This window comes from Roseateles sp. P2_H4 (assembly GCF_056403315.1).
In genome coordinates, this window is record NZ_JBFUFR010000011.1 from 83,104 (window position 1) to 97,503 (window position 14,400).

Here is a 14,400-nt window from a genome sequence, read left to right on the forward strand (position 1 = left end):
AACGGTAGCGCATGACGCCCCCATCGGGCGCAGCCGCCGCGCCACCGGGACAAAAACGGCGGCAGCAACGCACGGCCTCGCGATGCTCGCGCCCCTCAGCACTTCTCGCCTTCCAGACGGAGCATTCCATGAAGCCCTTGCCTGCCTTGATCCTCGCCATGAGCCTTGCCACGACGGCGGGCGCCAAGGAGCCCACGGCGTCCGACTACGTGGCCGTCTCGCTGCCCACCGCGGTGCTGTCGACAGCACTGCTCGATGCCAGCGGCGTGCCCACGCGAACGACGCCTCAGGCGCTGCTCAGCACCGGCGTGGCTCTCAGCATGTTCGCGGTCTACGAGGAGGGCGATGGCTTCAGCTGGCTGCTGGAAAGGCCGTCCGACGGCGCTCGCTTCAGCGTGCACGTCAGCGGTCGCCTGCTCGACGGCGTGATGCTGGCACCCGGCAATGTGGTCACGATCACGGAGCTGTCCGCCGGCGCCCTGCTGTCCACCGCCGGCCGGGTGCTCGCCCTCATTCCCAACGAGTCCGGCAAGGCGCTGCTGCATCACGAGCGCGTCAGCGACTGACGCATGCTGACACGACGTCATCTGCTGTGCTGCGGCGCAGCCGCCGGCCTGTTCACCTCCCTGGCCAGCCCGGCCCGCGCCGGCCTGCTCAACACCTGCCGCAGCGGCATTCCCGACACGCTGCGGCCCTTGGTCGAACGCTGCTTCGAGGGCCTCGACCCGGCCCAGCTCTGGGACGTGCACACCCATCTGCTCGGCACCGGCGACTCCGGCTCGGGCTGCTCGGTCAATGCGCAGCTGAGCCAGTGGTGGCACCCGGTCGAGATGCTGCGCAAGCGCTTCATCCTCAATGCGGCCTGCGTGCCGGCCGATGCGCCCAGCGTGGACCGCGCCTATGTCGAGCGGCTGCGCGCGCTGGCCGACGACTTCCCGGCTGGCGCGCGCTGGATGCTGTTTGCGTTTGACCAGGCCTGCGACGCCGCCGGCCGGCCCCAGGCCGCGCACACGACCTTCCATGTGCCCAATGCCTATGCCGCCAGCGTCGCCGCCGCGCATGCGCAGCGCTTCGCCTGGGTGGCCTCCATCCACCCCTACCGACCCGACGCGCTGGCCCGTCTGGACGAGGCCCTGGCCCGGGGCGCCGTCGCGCTGAAGTGGCTGCCGTCCAGCATGAACATCGACCTGCGCGACCCGCGGCTGCGGCCCTTCTACGCCCGCCTGGCCGCCACTCGCCTGCCCCTCATCGTGCACTGCGGCGAGGAGCGCGCCGTGCCGGGCGCCGGCCGCGACGAGCTGGGCAACCCGCTGCTGGTGCGTGCGGCGCTGGAGCAGGGCGTGCGTGTCGTCATCGCCCATTGCGCGTCTCTGGGCACCGCGCTGGACCTGGATCGCGCGCGTCCTCGTGAAGTGCCGGCCTTCTCGCTGTTCGCAAGGCTGATGGACGAGGACTGGGGTGGCCGGCTGCTGGGCGACATCTCGGTCGTACTGCAGACCAACCGCCATCCCGACGTCGCCCGCACGCTGATGATGCGCGAGGACTGGCACGCGCGCCTGCTGCACGGTTCCGACTACCCGCTGCCCGGCATCCCGGCCGCCATTCGCCTGCCGGCCCTCGTCAGTGCCGGCCTGCTGGACGCGGTGGACCTGCCGCAACTGGAGGCCCTGCGCGAGCAAAACCCGCTGCTGTTCGACCTCGCGCTCAAGCGCGTGGCGCGCTGGCGCGGCGCCCGCCTGTCGCCGAAGGTGTTTGCCACGCGGGCGCATTTCGAGCGCGTGGCGGTGTCATGAAGCGCTACTTTGCGGCGCTTGCCACGCGCCTCGGCACTATTCCCGGGATGGCCACCCTGGCTTCACGCAAGATCGCGGCCGTCTGGCCCAGCCGGACCTCGTCACTCCCGGAGTCCTCTCATGAAGCGCCTGCTTGCCGTCTCCAGCCTGTCCCTTGTCCTGAGCGCCTTCGCCCTGCCGGCGCAGGCCCAGCGCGGTGCCTCCGAGCTGAGCCTGGCCGTGTCGGCCGCCCCCCTCGTGCTGTCGGTCGGCGCGGTCAGCGCCACCGGTGTCGCGCTGAGCGCCATCCCCGCCGGCCTGCTGTCGGCGGGCGCGTCGCTGGTGGTGGTCAGCGTCGAGGTCATCGGCGGCGCCACCGTCTGGGTGCTGGAGCGCGTCTCCGACGGTGTGCGCATCAGCCTGCGCACGGCGGCCAAGCTGGTCGAGGGCGTCGTCGTGTCCGCGGGCACCGCGGTCGCGGTATCGGTCATCGGCGCTGGCACGGTGCTGTCGGCCGCGGGCGAAGTCATCGCCTTCATCCCCAGCGAGATCGGCAAGGCCCTGCTCTACAACGAACAGGTGACGCGTTGAAGCGCCGTCATCTGCTGGCCCTCGCGCCGCTCGCCCTCGCCACCGCCGCGCACGCCGGCCGGAGCTGCGACGAGAAGCCGCCCACGACACGCCAGGTCGAGCAGGGGCTCAACCTCGCCGCGGCCACCGCCAGGCAGCTCGACGCCAGCGGCGCCCAGGTCGTCTTGCTGGCCCGCGCCGGGCAGGACCTGTCCAAATACGGCCTGACCTGGTCGCATGTCGGCTTCGTCTACAAGGATGGCGGCGGCGCCTGGCGCGTCATGCACAAGCTCAACCACTGCGGCACCGACCACGCCGCCCTGTACCGCCAGGGCCTGGGCGAGTTCTTCCTCGACAACCCCGCCCGCTACGAGGCGGCCTTCGCCGTGCTCAAGCCCGAACTGCAGCAGGCCCTGTTGCCCATCCTGACGGACAACGCCCGCGTGGCGCGCTTCAACGAGCGCCGCTACAGCATGGTGGCCTATGCCTTCGGCACCCAATACCAGCAGAGCAACCAGTGGGCGCTGGAGACGCTGGCCGGTGCCGCAGCACCCAACGTCAGCAGCCGTCGCACCGCCCAGGACTGGCTGCGGACCCAGGGCTACCAGCCCACCGACCTGCATCTCTCCACGTTGACCCGGTTGGGCGGCCGCCTCACGCGTGCCAACATCGCTTTCGACGATCATCCGAGCGCGCGTCGTTTCAGCAGCCATATCGACACGGTCACCGTGGATTCGATGTTCGCGTGGATGCAGCGCGCCGGCCTGTCCCAATCACCCCAAACCGTCCAGCAATGAGCCAAGAACATCCGAACCAGTTCGCGCTGTTGAAGCAACGCCGCTTTGCGCCCTTCTTCTGGACGCAGTTCCTCGGCGCCGCGAACGACAACGTCTTCAAGTTCGCGTTCACGCTGATGATCACCTACCAGCTGCAGCTGGACTGGCTGCCGTCCAAGATGGCCGGCCTGGTCATCGGGGCGCTGTTCATCCTGCCCTATGTGCTGTTCTCGGCCACCAGCGGCCAGCTCGCCGACAAGCACGACAAGGCGCGGCTGATGCAGCTCGTCAAGAGCCTGGAGATCGCCATCATGGTGATCGCGGCCTGGGGCTTCTACGCCGCCAATGTGCCGGCCCTGCTGGGTTGCGTCTTCCTGATGGGCCTGCACTCGACGCTGTTCGGCCCGGTCAAGTACGCCTATATGCCACAGCAGCTCAGCGAGCGCGAGCTGACCGGTGGCAACGGCATGGTGGAGATGGGCACCTTCGTCGCCATCCTGCTGGGCCAGCTGGTCGGCGGCATCCTCGTCGACACGCCGGTCGTCGGCCCGCAGCACGTCGCCTGGGCCTGCCTGGCGCTGGCCATCGCCGGCCGCGTGACGGCCCAGGGCATCCCGGCCAGCCCGTCGACCGACCCCGACCTCGTCATCAACTGGAACCCCTTCACCGAAACCTGGCGCAACCTGAAGATCGCCCACGAAGGCCTGGCCGTGTTCCGCTCGCTGCTCGGCATCTCGTGGATGTGGTTCTTCGGCGCCGTCTTCCTGAGCAACTTCCCGGCCTTCGCGAAGGAAGTGCTGCATGGCAGCCCCCAGGTCGCGTCGCTGCTGCTGGCGGTGTTCTCCATCGGCATCGGCATCGGCTCGCTGATGTGCGAGATGCTGTCCAAGCGCCATGTCGAGATCGGCCTGGTGCCGCTGGGCGCCATCGGCATGAGCGTGTTCGCCATCGACCTCTACTTCGCCGCCACCGGCCTGCCGGCCAGCGAGCCCTACAGCGTCAGCGCCTTCCTGGCCGTGACCGCGCATTGGCGCGTGCTGGCCGACCTGACGCTGCTGGCCCTGTTCGCCGGCCTCTACAGCGTGCCCATGTACGCATTGATCCAGCTGCGCGCCCAGCCCAGCCACCGCGCCCGCATCATCGCGGCCAACAACATCCTGAACGCGGTCTTCATGATCGCCAGCTCGGTCATCGCCGGTGCCATGCTGGGTGCCGGCCTGACGATCCCGCAGATCTTCCTGGCGGTGGGCATCGCCAACGCGGTCGTGGCCTTCTACATCTTCCTCATCGTGCCGGAGTACCTGCTGCGCTTCGCCGCCTTCGTGCTGACGCGCCTGGTCTATCGCTTTCGCGTCATCCACGACGAACGCATCCCGACCGCCGGCCCGGCCGTGCTGGTCTGCAACCACGTGAGCTTCGTCGACGCCGTGCTGCTGATGGCCGCCAGCCCGCGGCCCATCCGCTTCCTGATGGACCACCAGATCTTCAAGATTCCCGTGCTGGGCTGGATGTTCAAGCTCGCCAAGGCCATCCCGATCGCGCCAGCCAAGGCCGATCCGGCCACCTACGAAGCCGCCTTCGCGGCAGCGCGCGCAGTGCTGGCCGATGGCGAGATGGTCTGCATCTTCCCCGAGGGCGGCCTGACCCGCGACGGCGAGCTGCAGCCCTTCAAGGGCGGTGTCATGAAGCTCATCGAGGGCATGCCCGAGGTGCCCGTCATCCCGATGGCGCTGGGCAATCTGTGGGGCAGCTTCTTCTCGCGCGTCGAGGACGGCAAGGCCATGGTCAAGCCGATGCGGCGCGGCGTGTGGAGCCCGGTCAGCCTGACGGTGGATCAGCCGATGCCACCGGCCGGCGTCAGTCCCGAGGCGCTTCGTTCGCGCGTGGCCGGCCTGCTCGGAACACCCGCTTCACCCGCAGCTTGATCGCCCGAGCCGTGCGCCAGGCCGCGCTGGCGCGCACCCAGGCCAGCAGCTCGGCTTTCCAGGCCGTCCAGCGCGTGTAGAGGCGGGCGAACCAGGGCAGTTGCATCAGCGCCGGCTGGATGAGCTGGAACAGCCAGGCCAGCAAGGCCGTGCCGATCAGCTTGGCGCCGACGACGAGGGCCACGCCCATCGCGTAGCGGCCTTCGGCCACCAGCCACACGGCCAGCAGCTTGATCGGCAGGATCAGCAGGCTGGGCAGCAGCAGCACGACGAAAGCCCAGCGCGGCGGCAGGCGCTTGAGCAGGGCCTCGAACTGGCGGATGACCGGCAGCCTGGCCAGCAGCGCGAAGACGCGCCGCAGCGGCTCCCAACCCCATTCCTCGAACAGGATGAGGATGGCGAAGACGACCCGGAAGATCCAGCGCAGCGCAGCGAACAGGGCTTTCAGCATGCCGCTATCTTGAGGCCGATGAAACCGGATACGTCGGGCCGAGCGCTGGGCCGCTCCCGAGCCGGCCCGGTTGGGCGATGTGCTCGCGGCTCCATGCCGCGAGCATCGCCGTCCCCTCGGGGGACCGACCAGGCTCGCCCGCGTTCAGCGGTGCGAGATTGGACGAGGGGCCGCTTCACACCCCGCGCGCCCGGTCGGCGTGGAACTGCGCCCGCCAGGCCTCGAAGCGCCCGGCATCCAGCGCGTCGCGCATCTCCTGCATCAGGGCCAGGTAGTAGTGCAGGTTGTGCACGCTGGTCAGCATGGGGCCCAGCATCTCGCCGCAGCGGTCCAGGTGGTGCAGATAGGCGCGGCTGAAGCCCTTGCAGCATTCGCAGGTGCAGGTCTCGTCAACCGGCTTCTCGTCGGACTTGTAGCGCGCATTGCGCAGGCGCAGGTCGCCGAAGCGCGTGAACAGATGGCCGTTGCGCGCATTGCGGGTGGGCATCACGCAGTCGAACATGTCGATGCCCTGGCTGACGCCTTCCACCAGGTCCTCCGGCGTGCCCACGCCCATCAGATAGCGCGGCTTGTTGGCGGGCAACTGGTGGCCGGTGTGCTCGAGGATGCGCTGCATCTCGGCCTTGGGCTCGCCTACCGACAGGCCACCGATGGCATAGCCCGGCAGGTCCAGCTCGGCCAGGCCGGCCAGCGAGGCGTCGCGCAGATGGGTGAACATGCCGCCCTGCACGATGCCGAACAGCGCGTTCGGGTTCTCCAGCCGGTCGAATTCGGTAATGCAGCGCTTGGCCCAGCGCAAGCTCAGCTCCATCGACTGCTTGGCCTCGCGCTCCGTCGTCAGCACGCCCTTGCTCTCGTAGGGCGTGCACTCGTCGAACTGCATGACGATGTCGGAGTTGAGGATGGTCTGGATCTGCATGCTGACCTCGGGGGTCAGGAAGAGCTTGTCGCCATTGACGGGCGAGGCGAACTTGACGCCTTCCTCGCTGATCTTGCGCATGGCGCCCAGGCTCCAGACCTGGAAGCCGCCGGAGTCGGTCAGGATGGGCTTGTTCCAGCTCTCGAAGCGGTGCAGGCCGCCGAACTGGGTGACGACGTCCAGGCCCGGCCGCATCCACAGATGGAAGGTGTTGCCGAGGATGATCTGGGCGCCCATCTCCTCCAGCGATCGCGGCGTGACGCCCTTGACCGTGCCATAGGTGCCCACGGGCATGAAGATGGGCGTCTGCACGACGCCGTGGTTGAGCGTGAGCGTGCCGCGGCGGGCGCGGCCTTCGGTCTTGAGGAGGTCGAACTTCAGCATGGGACAGGGATTGTCGCAGCGGGGAGGGGCGCGCCTACACTGAACTGCGATGAGGATCCCCGCCACGGTCACATCCCGGCTGCGCCGTCTGCTGCTGGCCTGCGCCATGCTGCCCACGGCAGCCCTGGCCTGCGGCCCCTACCGCGTGGCCTTCTACGAGTACGGCGTCCTCTACCACCGCGACGCCGATGGCCAGTACCGCGGCATCGACAAGGACGTCATCGAGGAGCTGGCGCGGCGCACGGGCTGCCGCTTCGAGACCCGGCTCGAGTCGCGTGCGCGCATCTGGGCCCTGCTGACCTCGGGCGGCGTGGACATCACGGTCTCCGCGGTGATGAACCCCGAGCGCGGGCGCATCGTCGAGCTGGTCCCCTATGTGCAGTCGCGCCGCGTCGTGCTGTTGCAGGACCGCAGCGTGCCGAGCACGCCGGAAGCCTTTCTGCAGGATGAGCAGCGCCGCCTGCTGAAAGTGAGGGCCGCCCGCGACGGCCCGCGGATGGAGGCCGTGCTGGCCCGGCTGCAGCAGCGCGGGCGCATCGTCGAGGCGCCCGATCAACCCACTGCCGTGCGCGCCTTCAAGGCCGGTCGCGCCGACGCCCTGCTGATCGGGGTCGCCAGCCTGGCATGGCTACGCCAGCTGGATGCCGACCTCAATGCCTACGAAGCCGTCGTCTGGGCCCCCGCGGAACGTGTTGTCGGTGCCCTGGCCATGTCGCGGGAGCGGGTCGGCGAGGCCGACCGGGCGCAGCTGCGCGAGGCGCTGCTGGCCATGCGGCGTGATGGCAGCCTGGACACCATCCTGCGCCGCCATGCCGGCGACAAGCTGGCACTCGCCCTGCGCCTGCCCGACGGCGACAGCGGCCCCTGAGCGCACCCGAGTACACCCCAGATGCTGCGTCGTCGCCCCTTGCTGACCCTCGCTGCGGCCCTGCCTCTGCCCGCCGCCGCCGCGCGCACGCCGCTGCCGGCCTTCTGCCACGCGCTGCCGCCCTTGAGCTTCGAGCAGGACGGCCAGGTGACGGGACTGGCCGTCGACCTGCTGCGCCGCATGGCCGAAACGGCCGGTCTGGAACTGAACCTGGCCCTGCAACCCCGGTTGCGGGCCGAGAAGTCCTTTCTCGACACCCCGGGCAGTCTGCTCCTCCCTTTGGCCCGCCTGCCCGAGCGCGAGAACCGTTACCGCTGGGTCGGGCCCATCCTGCCGCGCCGCGTGGGCATCTACAGCCTGCGCCAACGCACGGACATCCACTTCCGTGGCCTGCACCAGCTGGACGGCCTGCGCGTGGGTGCCACCGCCGGCACGGCCACGCTGGAGCAATTGCTGGCCGAGGGTCTGAAGCCGGACAAGGAGCTGGAGGTGTCGCCCAGCTACGAGGCGAGCGTGCGCAAGCTGATGGCCGGACGCATGGACCTGCTGGTGATCGGCGACCTCAACATCTACTGGCAACTGCACCAGATGCGCGAAGCTGCGGACCGGATCCGCGAAGTGGCCGTGCTCGATGCCAGCGCCGACTACTGCTTCGGCCTGCGGGTGGACGGCGATCCCGCGCTGGCCGAAGCGCTGCAACGCGCCCTCGATCAACTGCGCCGCAGCGGGGCCGTGGAGAAGCTCAAGCAGGCCTACGGCCTGCCGGCCAGCGCCACCTAGCGACCACCTCCCGGGCATTGCCGGGCTGGACGCCAATCCGCCGAACCGCCACTATCGGCACATGCTGCGCACCCTGCTTGTGGGCTTGCTGCTCGCCTGGATGGGGCAGGCCGCCCAGGCCTGCGGCCCCTACACGGCCGCCCTCTACCCCTATGCCCGCTTCTACTACGAGGACCCGCAGACGGGCCCCGCCGGCATCGACAAGGACATGTTCGACGAGCTGGCGCGCCGCTCCGGCTGCCAGCTGCGCATGGTGGTGGAGTCGCGCGTGCGCATCTGGGACCAGATGCGCCGCGGCGTCGTGCAGCTGACGCTGTCCGCGCTGATAAGCCCGGAACGCCGCGAGATCGCCGAGCTGGTGCCCTACGCCCAGGGGCGCTACCAGGTGCTGATGCGGCGCGAGCTGGCGGCACGCGCGCCGACCATCGCCGCCTTCGAGGCCGATACCCGGCTGCGGCTGCTGGATGTGCGGGGCTATGCCCACGGCCCGACCATCGACGCCTGGGTGCAGCGCATGCGCAGCCAGGGCCGTCTCGTCGAGACCGGCGACTTCGCCAGCGCCACCCGCATGCTGAAGGCCGGCCGCGCCGATGCCTTGCTGGCCCTGCCCAGCGGCTGGGGCATCGCCATGGCCGCCTTCGACGATCCGGACGAACTGGTGCCGGTGGACGTGACGCCCAACGAACGCAACGCGGTCGCTCTGGCCATGGTGCGCAGCATGCCGGAGGCCGACCGCCTGCGCCTGCGTCGCGCGCTGCAGGCCATGCTGGCGGATGGCAAGGTCCACGAGATCCTGAAGCGCCATCTGGGCGACAAGGGTGCCAAGGCGGCGGCCTACACGGGAGGTGAGTGAAGCCCCTCGTCCAAGGAGTACCTTGGACGGTCCCCCGAGGGGACGGCGATGCTCGCCGGTTCGACCGGCGAACACATCGCCCCAGGCGGGCCGGCTAGGGAGCGGCCCGGCGCTCGGCCCGCGAATGCCGCGAGCTCGGGCTATGCAGTGAGGACAATCACTCCCCATGCCCCTGACCCTGGCCGCGCCGGCCGAATACGAACTCGTCATCAAGAAAAGCCGCTTCCTCGGCCGCGTCGAGCCCTGCGCCGACCGCCAGGCCGCCCTGGCCCGCGTGGCCGAGTTGCGCGCGGCGCATCCCGGCGCGGCCCATGTCTGCTGGGCCCTGCTGGCCGGCGGTCACTCGGCCGCCAACGATGACGGCGAACCCGGCGGTACCGCCGGCCGGCCCATGCTGGACGTGTTGCGCCACCAGGGCCTGGACGGCGTGCTGGCGACCGCCGTGCGCTATTGGGGCGGCGTGAAGCTGGGCGCCGGCGGCCTGGTGCGCGCCTACACCGACTGCATTGCCCAGGCCCTGCTGACGGCCGACAAGGTCGAGCGTGTCGCCCTGGTCGAACTGGGCTGCGAACTGCCCTATGAGCTGGAAGGCCGGCTGCGCCGGCTGGCCGAGCAGCATGGCGCGCAGCTCGTCGATGTGGGCCATGCGGCGCGCGTTCGCATGCGCTTCAGCCTGCCGGTCACGGCGAGGGCCGCATTCACGACCGCCGTCGACGATGCGGCTCAGGGCCGCGTGGTGTGGACGCGCGAAAGCAGCATCGCGTCGCCATAGCTGAAGAAGCGGTAGCGCTGCGCGATCGCATGCGCATAGACCGCCCGGATGTGCTCATAGCCCGCCAGCGCGCTGACCAGCATCATCAAGGTGCTCTTGGGCAGATGGAAGTTGGTGACGAGGCGGTCGACGACGCGGAACTCGAAGCCCGGCGTGATGAAGATGTCGGTCTCGCGGGCGCCGGCTTCGAGCTGGCCACCACGCGCGGCCGACTCCAGCGCGCGCAGCGTCGTCGTGCCGACGGCCACGACGCGGCCGCCGCGTGCGCGGCAGGCGGCCACTGCGTCCACCGTCGATTGCGGCACCTCGAACCATTCGCTGTGCATCTTGTGCTCTTCCAGCCTGTCGACACGCACCGGCTGGAAGGTGCCGGCACCCACGTGCAGCGTGACATGGGCCTGCTCGACGCCGCACTCCGCCAGGCGGGCCAGCAGGGCTTCGTCGAAATGCAGAGCCGCCGTCGGCGCGGCGACGGCACCGGGCTCCTTGGCGAACACGGTCTGGTAGCGGCGCACATCGTCTTCGCCGTCGGCATGGGCGATATAGGGCGGCAGCGGCACATGGCCATGCACCTCCAGCAGCGCAAACGGGTCGCCGTCGAAGCGCAGATGGAAGAGGCCGTTGTCGGGCCCGCAACGGCCCAGCACCTCGGCATCGAAGGCATCGGCAAAGCGCACACTGCTGCCCGGCTTGGGGCTCTTGCTGGCGCGCAGATGCATCCAGACTTCCTGCGTGCCGGGCAGCACGCGCTCGACCAGCGCTTCGACGGAGCCGCCGGTCGCCTTGAGACCGAAGAGGCGCGCCTTGATGACGCGGGTGTTGTTGAAGACCAGCAGGTCACCCGCGCCCAGCAGGTCCGGCAGTTCGCGGAAGACGCGGTCCACCAGCGTGGCGCCGGTCGCGTCCAGCAGCCGCGAGCTGCTGCGTTCCGCGGCCGGGTGCTGGGCGATCAGCTCGGGGGGAAGGTCGAAATCGAAATCGGCGACGCTGTACGAGCGGGACATGAGGCGCTGGGCGGCATGGCCCATTCAGTCGGGCCAGGATTGTTCCACGCGGCCGGGCCGCCGCCGCTACTGGCCGCCGGTACCGGTCGCCAGCAGCGCGTAGCCGCCACTCACCCAACCCGTGCGGGAGTCCACGAAGAACACATCGGACAGGGCGGCGCGCGTGCCGGCGTCCTGGGTCTTCCACGTCTTGCCGCCATCCTGCGTCGACAGGATGGTGCCATTCCTGCCCACCGCCCACCCCTGCCGGGTGTCGAGGAAACGGATCTTCAGCAGCGATGCCGTCGTCACGGTCAGCGGCGCCCAGGTCGCTCCGCCATCGCTCGAGTTCAATACCGTGCCCGAGTCCCCCACGACCCACAGCCCCGTCTCCCCTCTCGCCACGCTGTTCAGCGCGGCGCTCGTGCCGCTGAAGCGGTTGACCCAGGTCCTGCCGCCATCCGACGTGGTCATGATGCGCCCCCCCGAGCCCACCAGGATGCCTTGCTGCTGGTTGCTGAAGTGGATGTCAGCGATGTCTTCCGCAAGCGTGGCAAGCGCGGTCCAGGTCTGACCACCGTCGGCCGAGGTCAGGAAGCGTCGCTCATTCGGATAGGCCACCTCGCGTCCCGTTGCAAAGCCGTTCCGGGCGTCCAGGAAATGGACCCGGCTGAACTCATAGGTCAGCGTCGCTGGAGTTGCATTCCAGCGCCCGCCGCTGTCCGTCGTCATGAAAAGATCGCCGAGGTCCGTCACCAACCAGCCATGCGTCGCGTCAACGAAATGCATGCGCGAAGCGGTCCAGAACCCCGCGGGCACGCCGATGCGCCGGGCCGTCCAGTCGAGGCCGCCGTTGCTGGTCTCCAGCAGCTCACCGAGCTGCGACAGGGCCAGACCTCGCTTGGCGTCAAAGAACCATGGCGATTGGAAGGCCGTGGCCTGCTGCGCGAGCGCCGATCCGCGAACCACGCTCCAGCTCGCCATGCCGTCGACACTTTGGCGAAGCTCGCCTTCCGAAAGCGCCACCCACGCGGGACCGTCCAGCCGCTGCAACCGCTGCAGCTGGAAGTCGTCGTAGAAGCTGTCGGTGCGGCCCGGGGTGCTGATGGTTCGCCAGGTGGCGCCGGCATCCTCGCTGAGCTGATGCACCCGCTTGTTGCTGCTGTCGAAGTAGCCGCGATAGCGCACACCGGGCGCCATCACGCGATGCTCAAGGCCGTAGGCGCCCGCGGGCACCGCCGTTTGGGTCCAGCTGACGCCGCCGTCCGTCGTCCGGTAGAGCGCCGTGTTCACCTCCACGGCGCCCACATTGGCATCGTTGAAGTCGATGGCGGACATGGAGGCGGCATTGCCGGGCAGGGTCTCGGGCGTCAGCGTGCCCCAGGTGGCGCCGCCGTCCGTACTGCGCTGGATCGTGACCCGGTAGACCGTCCTTTCCAGCAGGGGGTCATAGGCGAGCGCGCGCGCCGCGATCCACAGCGACTGCCCCTGCATCACCAGGACAGGCCCGTACGGGAAGGACGAGAAGCTCCRCAGCACCGTCCAGGTCTTGCCCAAGTCCGCGGACTTGCGCAGCACCGAGGAGCCAAGGTCCCAGATCACGCCGTCCGCAGTGATCGTCGGCGAAACGGTGTCCAGGATGGGGCGCGTCCAGCTGTTGCCGCCGTCGGCCGTTGCCGCCAGCACGTTGCTGCCGGCAAGGATCATGGCGGTCGCAGCGTTCACGACGACCAACCGGGTGGAGGCGCCCTGCGGCAGGTCGGCACTCTGCATCGTCCAGCGGGCACCGCCATCCACCGTGCGCAGCAGAGCGCCATAGGCCCCGAGGGCCCAGCCGTTGTTGGCATCGGCAAAGCGCACACTCGTCAACTGCGTCGATACGCCTGCGAACTGGCGTGCCCAGGTCTTGCCGCCATCGACGGTCTTGAGGATTTCGCCGCTGTCACCCACGGTCCAGCCCACCGAGCTGCTCACGAAATGCGCGTCATTAACGGCGTTGCCGCTCGGCCGTGGCGTCTGCCAGCACCAGCCTCCCTGGTTTGCGCCACTGCAACTCAGCCCGCTGGTGATCGCGCGGTTGTTGACGGCCAGCTTGGCCTTGACTTCCTTGCTCGTGCCGGCCGAATTGCTGACCTTGAGGCTGACCTCGAAGTCGCCCGGCTGGGTGTACTGGTGCTGGGGGCTGGCCTCGGTGCTGCTCGCGCCATCGCCAAAGCTCCACGCAAAGCTCAGGCCGCTGAGGCTGGCGGCCGAACTGGTGAATGCCGCAGCCGCCGACATCTCGGCGACGGCCGGTGCCGTGATCGCCAGGTTGTCCGGGATGGCCGCGGGTGGAGCAGGCGGCGGAGCGCCATAGCCACCCCCGCCCCCGCCGCCGCCGCAGGCGCTAACGAGGGCAGCCAATGCCAACGCCGCGACTGCACGAATGCCCGCCATCTGAAAAGTCTTCAACTCCGCCCTCCCGAGCACCTCTTTTGGGCAGGAGTTTGTCACGCAGAACCCGACAGGACAGCGAGCCGCGCCTTATTCCACACCGTCGGCCGCTCGGTCATACGGGCGTCAGCGTTGTCATCCTAGACTCGCGGCCCCGTGAAGCGCCGTACCTGTCTCGCCCTGCCCGCTGTCTCCGGCCTGCCCGCCGCGGCGGTCGCGGCGCCGGCCGAGCGCACGCTGGTGGGCTTCACCGAAAACCTGGCGCCGCTGAACTACCAGGACGGCGGCGAGGTGCGCGGCTTCAGCGTCGAGCTGCTGCGCAAGATGGCGGCCGCGGCCGGACTGCCGCTGGAGTTGCAGGTGCTGCCCTGGCAGCGTGCCGTGCAGATGGCCGAGGCCCAGCCGGCCAGCGTGCTGTTCTCGCTGACGCGCACACCGGAGCGCGAGGCCCAGTTCCAGTGGGTCGGGCCGATCGCGCCACGGCGCGTGCTGATCTACCGGCTGGCCAAGCGCAGCGACCTCAGCCTGCCCCAGCTCAGCGAGCTGGGCGAGCGGCGCATCGGCGTCGTGCGTGACTCGGCGGCCGACCGCCTGCTGCAGGCGGCCGGGCTGAAGCCGGGCATCGAGCTCGAGCATGGCCTCGACGACGCCACCAATGTGCGCAAGCTGCTGGCCAGCCGCATGGAGTTCGTCGTGCTGCTGGACTGGGCTGCCGCCTGGGCCATGCGCCAGCACAAGCTGGACTACGCCGCGCTGCAGCCCGTCATGGAGCTGGATGTCACGCGCGCCTATTGGTATGGGCTGCGCCCCGAGACCGACCCGGCCCTGGCGAGGCGACTGCAGGCGGCGCTGGATGCGATGAAGCGCGACGGGCGCTATGAGCAGTTGCGGCAACGCTATTTCCGCTGAGAGCG

The 14,400-nt window shown here is 69.5% G+C and carries 14 protein-coding genes; 10 read left to right on the forward strand and 4 right to left on the reverse strand.

Going from position 1 to position 14,400, the window contains the following annotated elements:
• The first annotated feature begins 128 nt into the window (after nucleotides 1-128).
• From AC1DW3_RS10630 to AC1DW3_RS10650, 5 genes are all read left to right on the forward strand, one after another.
• Nucleotides 129-566, forward strand: coding sequence for a hypothetical protein (locus tag AC1DW3_RS10630; RefSeq protein WP_477931208.1), 438 nt, complete (start codon nucleotides 129-131; stop codon nucleotides 564-566).
• Between the two features lie 3 nt (nucleotides 567-569).
• Nucleotides 570-1,793, forward strand: a complete 1,224-nt coding sequence (locus AC1DW3_RS10635; protein WP_477931210.1) for an amidohydrolase family protein — start codon at nucleotides 570-572, stop codon at nucleotides 1,791-1,793.
• Between the two features lie 120 nt (nucleotides 1,794-1,913).
• The gene (locus AC1DW3_RS10640; RefSeq protein ID WP_477931212.1) at nucleotides 1,914-2,363 is read left to right on the forward strand and encodes a hypothetical protein; all 450 of its coding nucleotides are present in this window, start codon (nucleotides 1,914-1,916) and stop codon (nucleotides 2,361-2,363) included.
• A complete protein-coding gene (locus AC1DW3_RS10645; protein WP_477931214.1) occupies nucleotides 2,360-3,139 on the forward strand; it encodes a DUF2145 domain-containing protein in 780 nt (259 codons plus the stop codon). Before AC1DW3_RS10640 ends, AC1DW3_RS10645 begins: the two co-directional genes overlap by 4 nt.
• Nucleotides 3,136-5,043: an MFS transporter gene (locus AC1DW3_RS10650; RefSeq protein ID WP_477931215.1), complete on the forward strand. Its 1,908-nt coding sequence runs from the start codon at nucleotides 3,136-3,138 to the stop codon at nucleotides 5,041-5,043. The genes AC1DW3_RS10645 and AC1DW3_RS10650 overlap by 4 nt, the downstream gene beginning before the upstream one ends.
• On the opposite strand, the gene AC1DW3_RS10655 is transcribed toward AC1DW3_RS10650, so the two are convergent.
• Together AC1DW3_RS10655 and tgt are read right to left on the reverse strand one after the other, a co-directional pair.
• Complete coding sequence (locus AC1DW3_RS10655) at nucleotides 4,976-5,494, reverse strand: hypothetical protein (RefSeq protein ID WP_477931217.1); 519 nt, start codon at nucleotides 5,492-5,494, stop codon at nucleotides 4,976-4,978. The genes AC1DW3_RS10650 and AC1DW3_RS10655 overlap by 68 nt on opposite strands.
• A gap of 175 nt (nucleotides 5,495-5,669) precedes the next feature.
• Nucleotides 5,670-6,797: a tRNA guanosine(34) transglycosylase Tgt gene (gene tgt / locus AC1DW3_RS10660; RefSeq protein WP_477931219.1), complete on the reverse strand. Its 1,128-nt coding sequence runs from the start codon at nucleotides 6,795-6,797 to the stop codon at nucleotides 5,670-5,672.
• A 49-nt stretch (nucleotides 6,798-6,846) separates the two neighbouring features.
• Between tgt and AC1DW3_RS10665 the strand changes: the two genes are divergently transcribed.
• The 4 genes from AC1DW3_RS10665 (at nucleotide 6,847) to AC1DW3_RS10680 (ending at nucleotide 10,070) form a co-directional block, all read left to right on the forward strand.
• Nucleotides 6,847-7,665 carry a substrate-binding periplasmic protein gene (locus AC1DW3_RS10665; RefSeq protein ID WP_477931221.1) on the forward strand — a complete coding sequence of 273 codons (819 nt, stop codon included), beginning with the start codon at nucleotides 6,847-6,849 and terminating at the stop codon, nucleotides 7,663-7,665.
• Between the two features lie 21 nt (nucleotides 7,666-7,686).
• The gene (locus AC1DW3_RS10670) at nucleotides 7,687-8,445 is read left to right on the forward strand and encodes a substrate-binding periplasmic protein (protein WP_477931223.1); all 759 of its coding nucleotides are present in this window, start codon (nucleotides 7,687-7,689) and stop codon (nucleotides 8,443-8,445) included.
• 61 nt (nucleotides 8,446-8,506) lie between these two features.
• Complete coding sequence (locus AC1DW3_RS10675) at nucleotides 8,507-9,298, forward strand: substrate-binding periplasmic protein (protein WP_477931224.1); 792 nt, start codon at nucleotides 8,507-8,509, stop codon at nucleotides 9,296-9,298.
• Nucleotides 9,299-9,464: 166 nt separating this feature from the next.
• Nucleotides 9,465-10,070, forward strand: a complete 606-nt coding sequence (locus tag AC1DW3_RS10680) for an IMPACT family protein (RefSeq protein WP_477931226.1) — start codon at nucleotides 9,465-9,467, stop codon at nucleotides 10,068-10,070.
• Here the strand turns inward: AC1DW3_RS10680 and queA are convergent.
• Nucleotides 10,022-11,074: a tRNA preQ1(34) S-adenosylmethionine ribosyltransferase-isomerase QueA gene (gene queA, locus AC1DW3_RS10685; protein ID WP_477931228.1), complete on the reverse strand. Its 1,053-nt coding sequence runs from the start codon at nucleotides 11,072-11,074 to the stop codon at nucleotides 10,022-10,024. The genes AC1DW3_RS10680 and queA overlap by 49 nt on opposite strands.
• A gap of 66 nt (nucleotides 11,075-11,140) precedes the next feature.
• Complete coding sequence (locus AC1DW3_RS10690; protein ID WP_477931230.1) at nucleotides 11,141-13,456, reverse strand: YCF48-related protein; 2,316 nt, start codon at nucleotides 13,454-13,456, stop codon at nucleotides 11,141-11,143.
• A gap of 186 nt (nucleotides 13,457-13,642) precedes the next feature.
• Between AC1DW3_RS10690 and AC1DW3_RS10695 the strand changes: the two genes are divergently transcribed.
• Nucleotides 13,643-14,395 carry a substrate-binding periplasmic protein gene (locus tag AC1DW3_RS10695; protein WP_477931232.1) on the forward strand — a complete coding sequence of 251 codons (753 nt, stop codon included), beginning with the start codon at nucleotides 13,643-13,645 and terminating at the stop codon, nucleotides 14,393-14,395.
• Nucleotides 14,396-14,400 lie beyond the last annotated feature (5 nt).

Excerpts from the sequence above, each read along its gene's own strand:
- AC1DW3_RS10670 (WP_477931223.1), top strand. The coding sequence starts at position 7,687 with ATGCTGCGTCGTCGCCCCTTGCTGACCCTCGCTGCGGCCCTGCCTCTG.
- AC1DW3_RS10680 (WP_477931226.1), top strand. The coding sequence starts at position 9,465 with ATGCCCCTGACCCTGGCCGCGCCGGCCGAATACGAACTCGTCATCAAG.
- AC1DW3_RS10635 (WP_477931210.1), top strand. The coding sequence starts at position 570 with ATGCTGACACGACGTCATCTGCTGTGCTGCGGCGCAGCCGCCGGCCTG.
- AC1DW3_RS10640 (WP_477931212.1), top strand. The coding sequence starts at position 1,914 with ATGAAGCGCCTGCTTGCCGTCTCCAGCCTGTCCCTTGTCCTGAGCGCC.
- AC1DW3_RS10655 (WP_477931217.1), bottom strand. The coding sequence starts at position 5,494 with ATGCTGAAAGCCCTGTTCGCTGCGCTGCGCTGGATCTTCCGGGTCGTC.
- queA (WP_477931228.1), bottom strand. The coding sequence starts at position 11,074 with ATGTCCCGCTCGTACAGCGTCGCCGATTTCGATTTCGACCTTCCCCCC.
- AC1DW3_RS10665 (WP_477931221.1), top strand. The coding sequence starts at position 6,847 with ATGAGGATCCCCGCCACGGTCACATCCCGGCTGCGCCGTCTGCTGCTG.
- tgt (WP_477931219.1), bottom strand. The coding sequence starts at position 6,797 with ATGCTGAAGTTCGACCTCCTCAAGACCGAAGGCCGCGCCCGCCGCGGC.
- AC1DW3_RS10630 (WP_477931208.1), top strand. The coding sequence starts at position 129 with ATGAAGCCCTTGCCTGCCTTGATCCTCGCCATGAGCCTTGCCACGACG.
- AC1DW3_RS10675 (WP_477931224.1), top strand. The coding sequence starts at position 8,507 with ATGCTGCGCACCCTGCTTGTGGGCTTGCTGCTCGCCTGGATGGGGCAG.
- AC1DW3_RS10650 (WP_477931215.1), top strand. The coding sequence starts at position 3,136 with ATGAGCCAAGAACATCCGAACCAGTTCGCGCTGTTGAAGCAACGCCGC.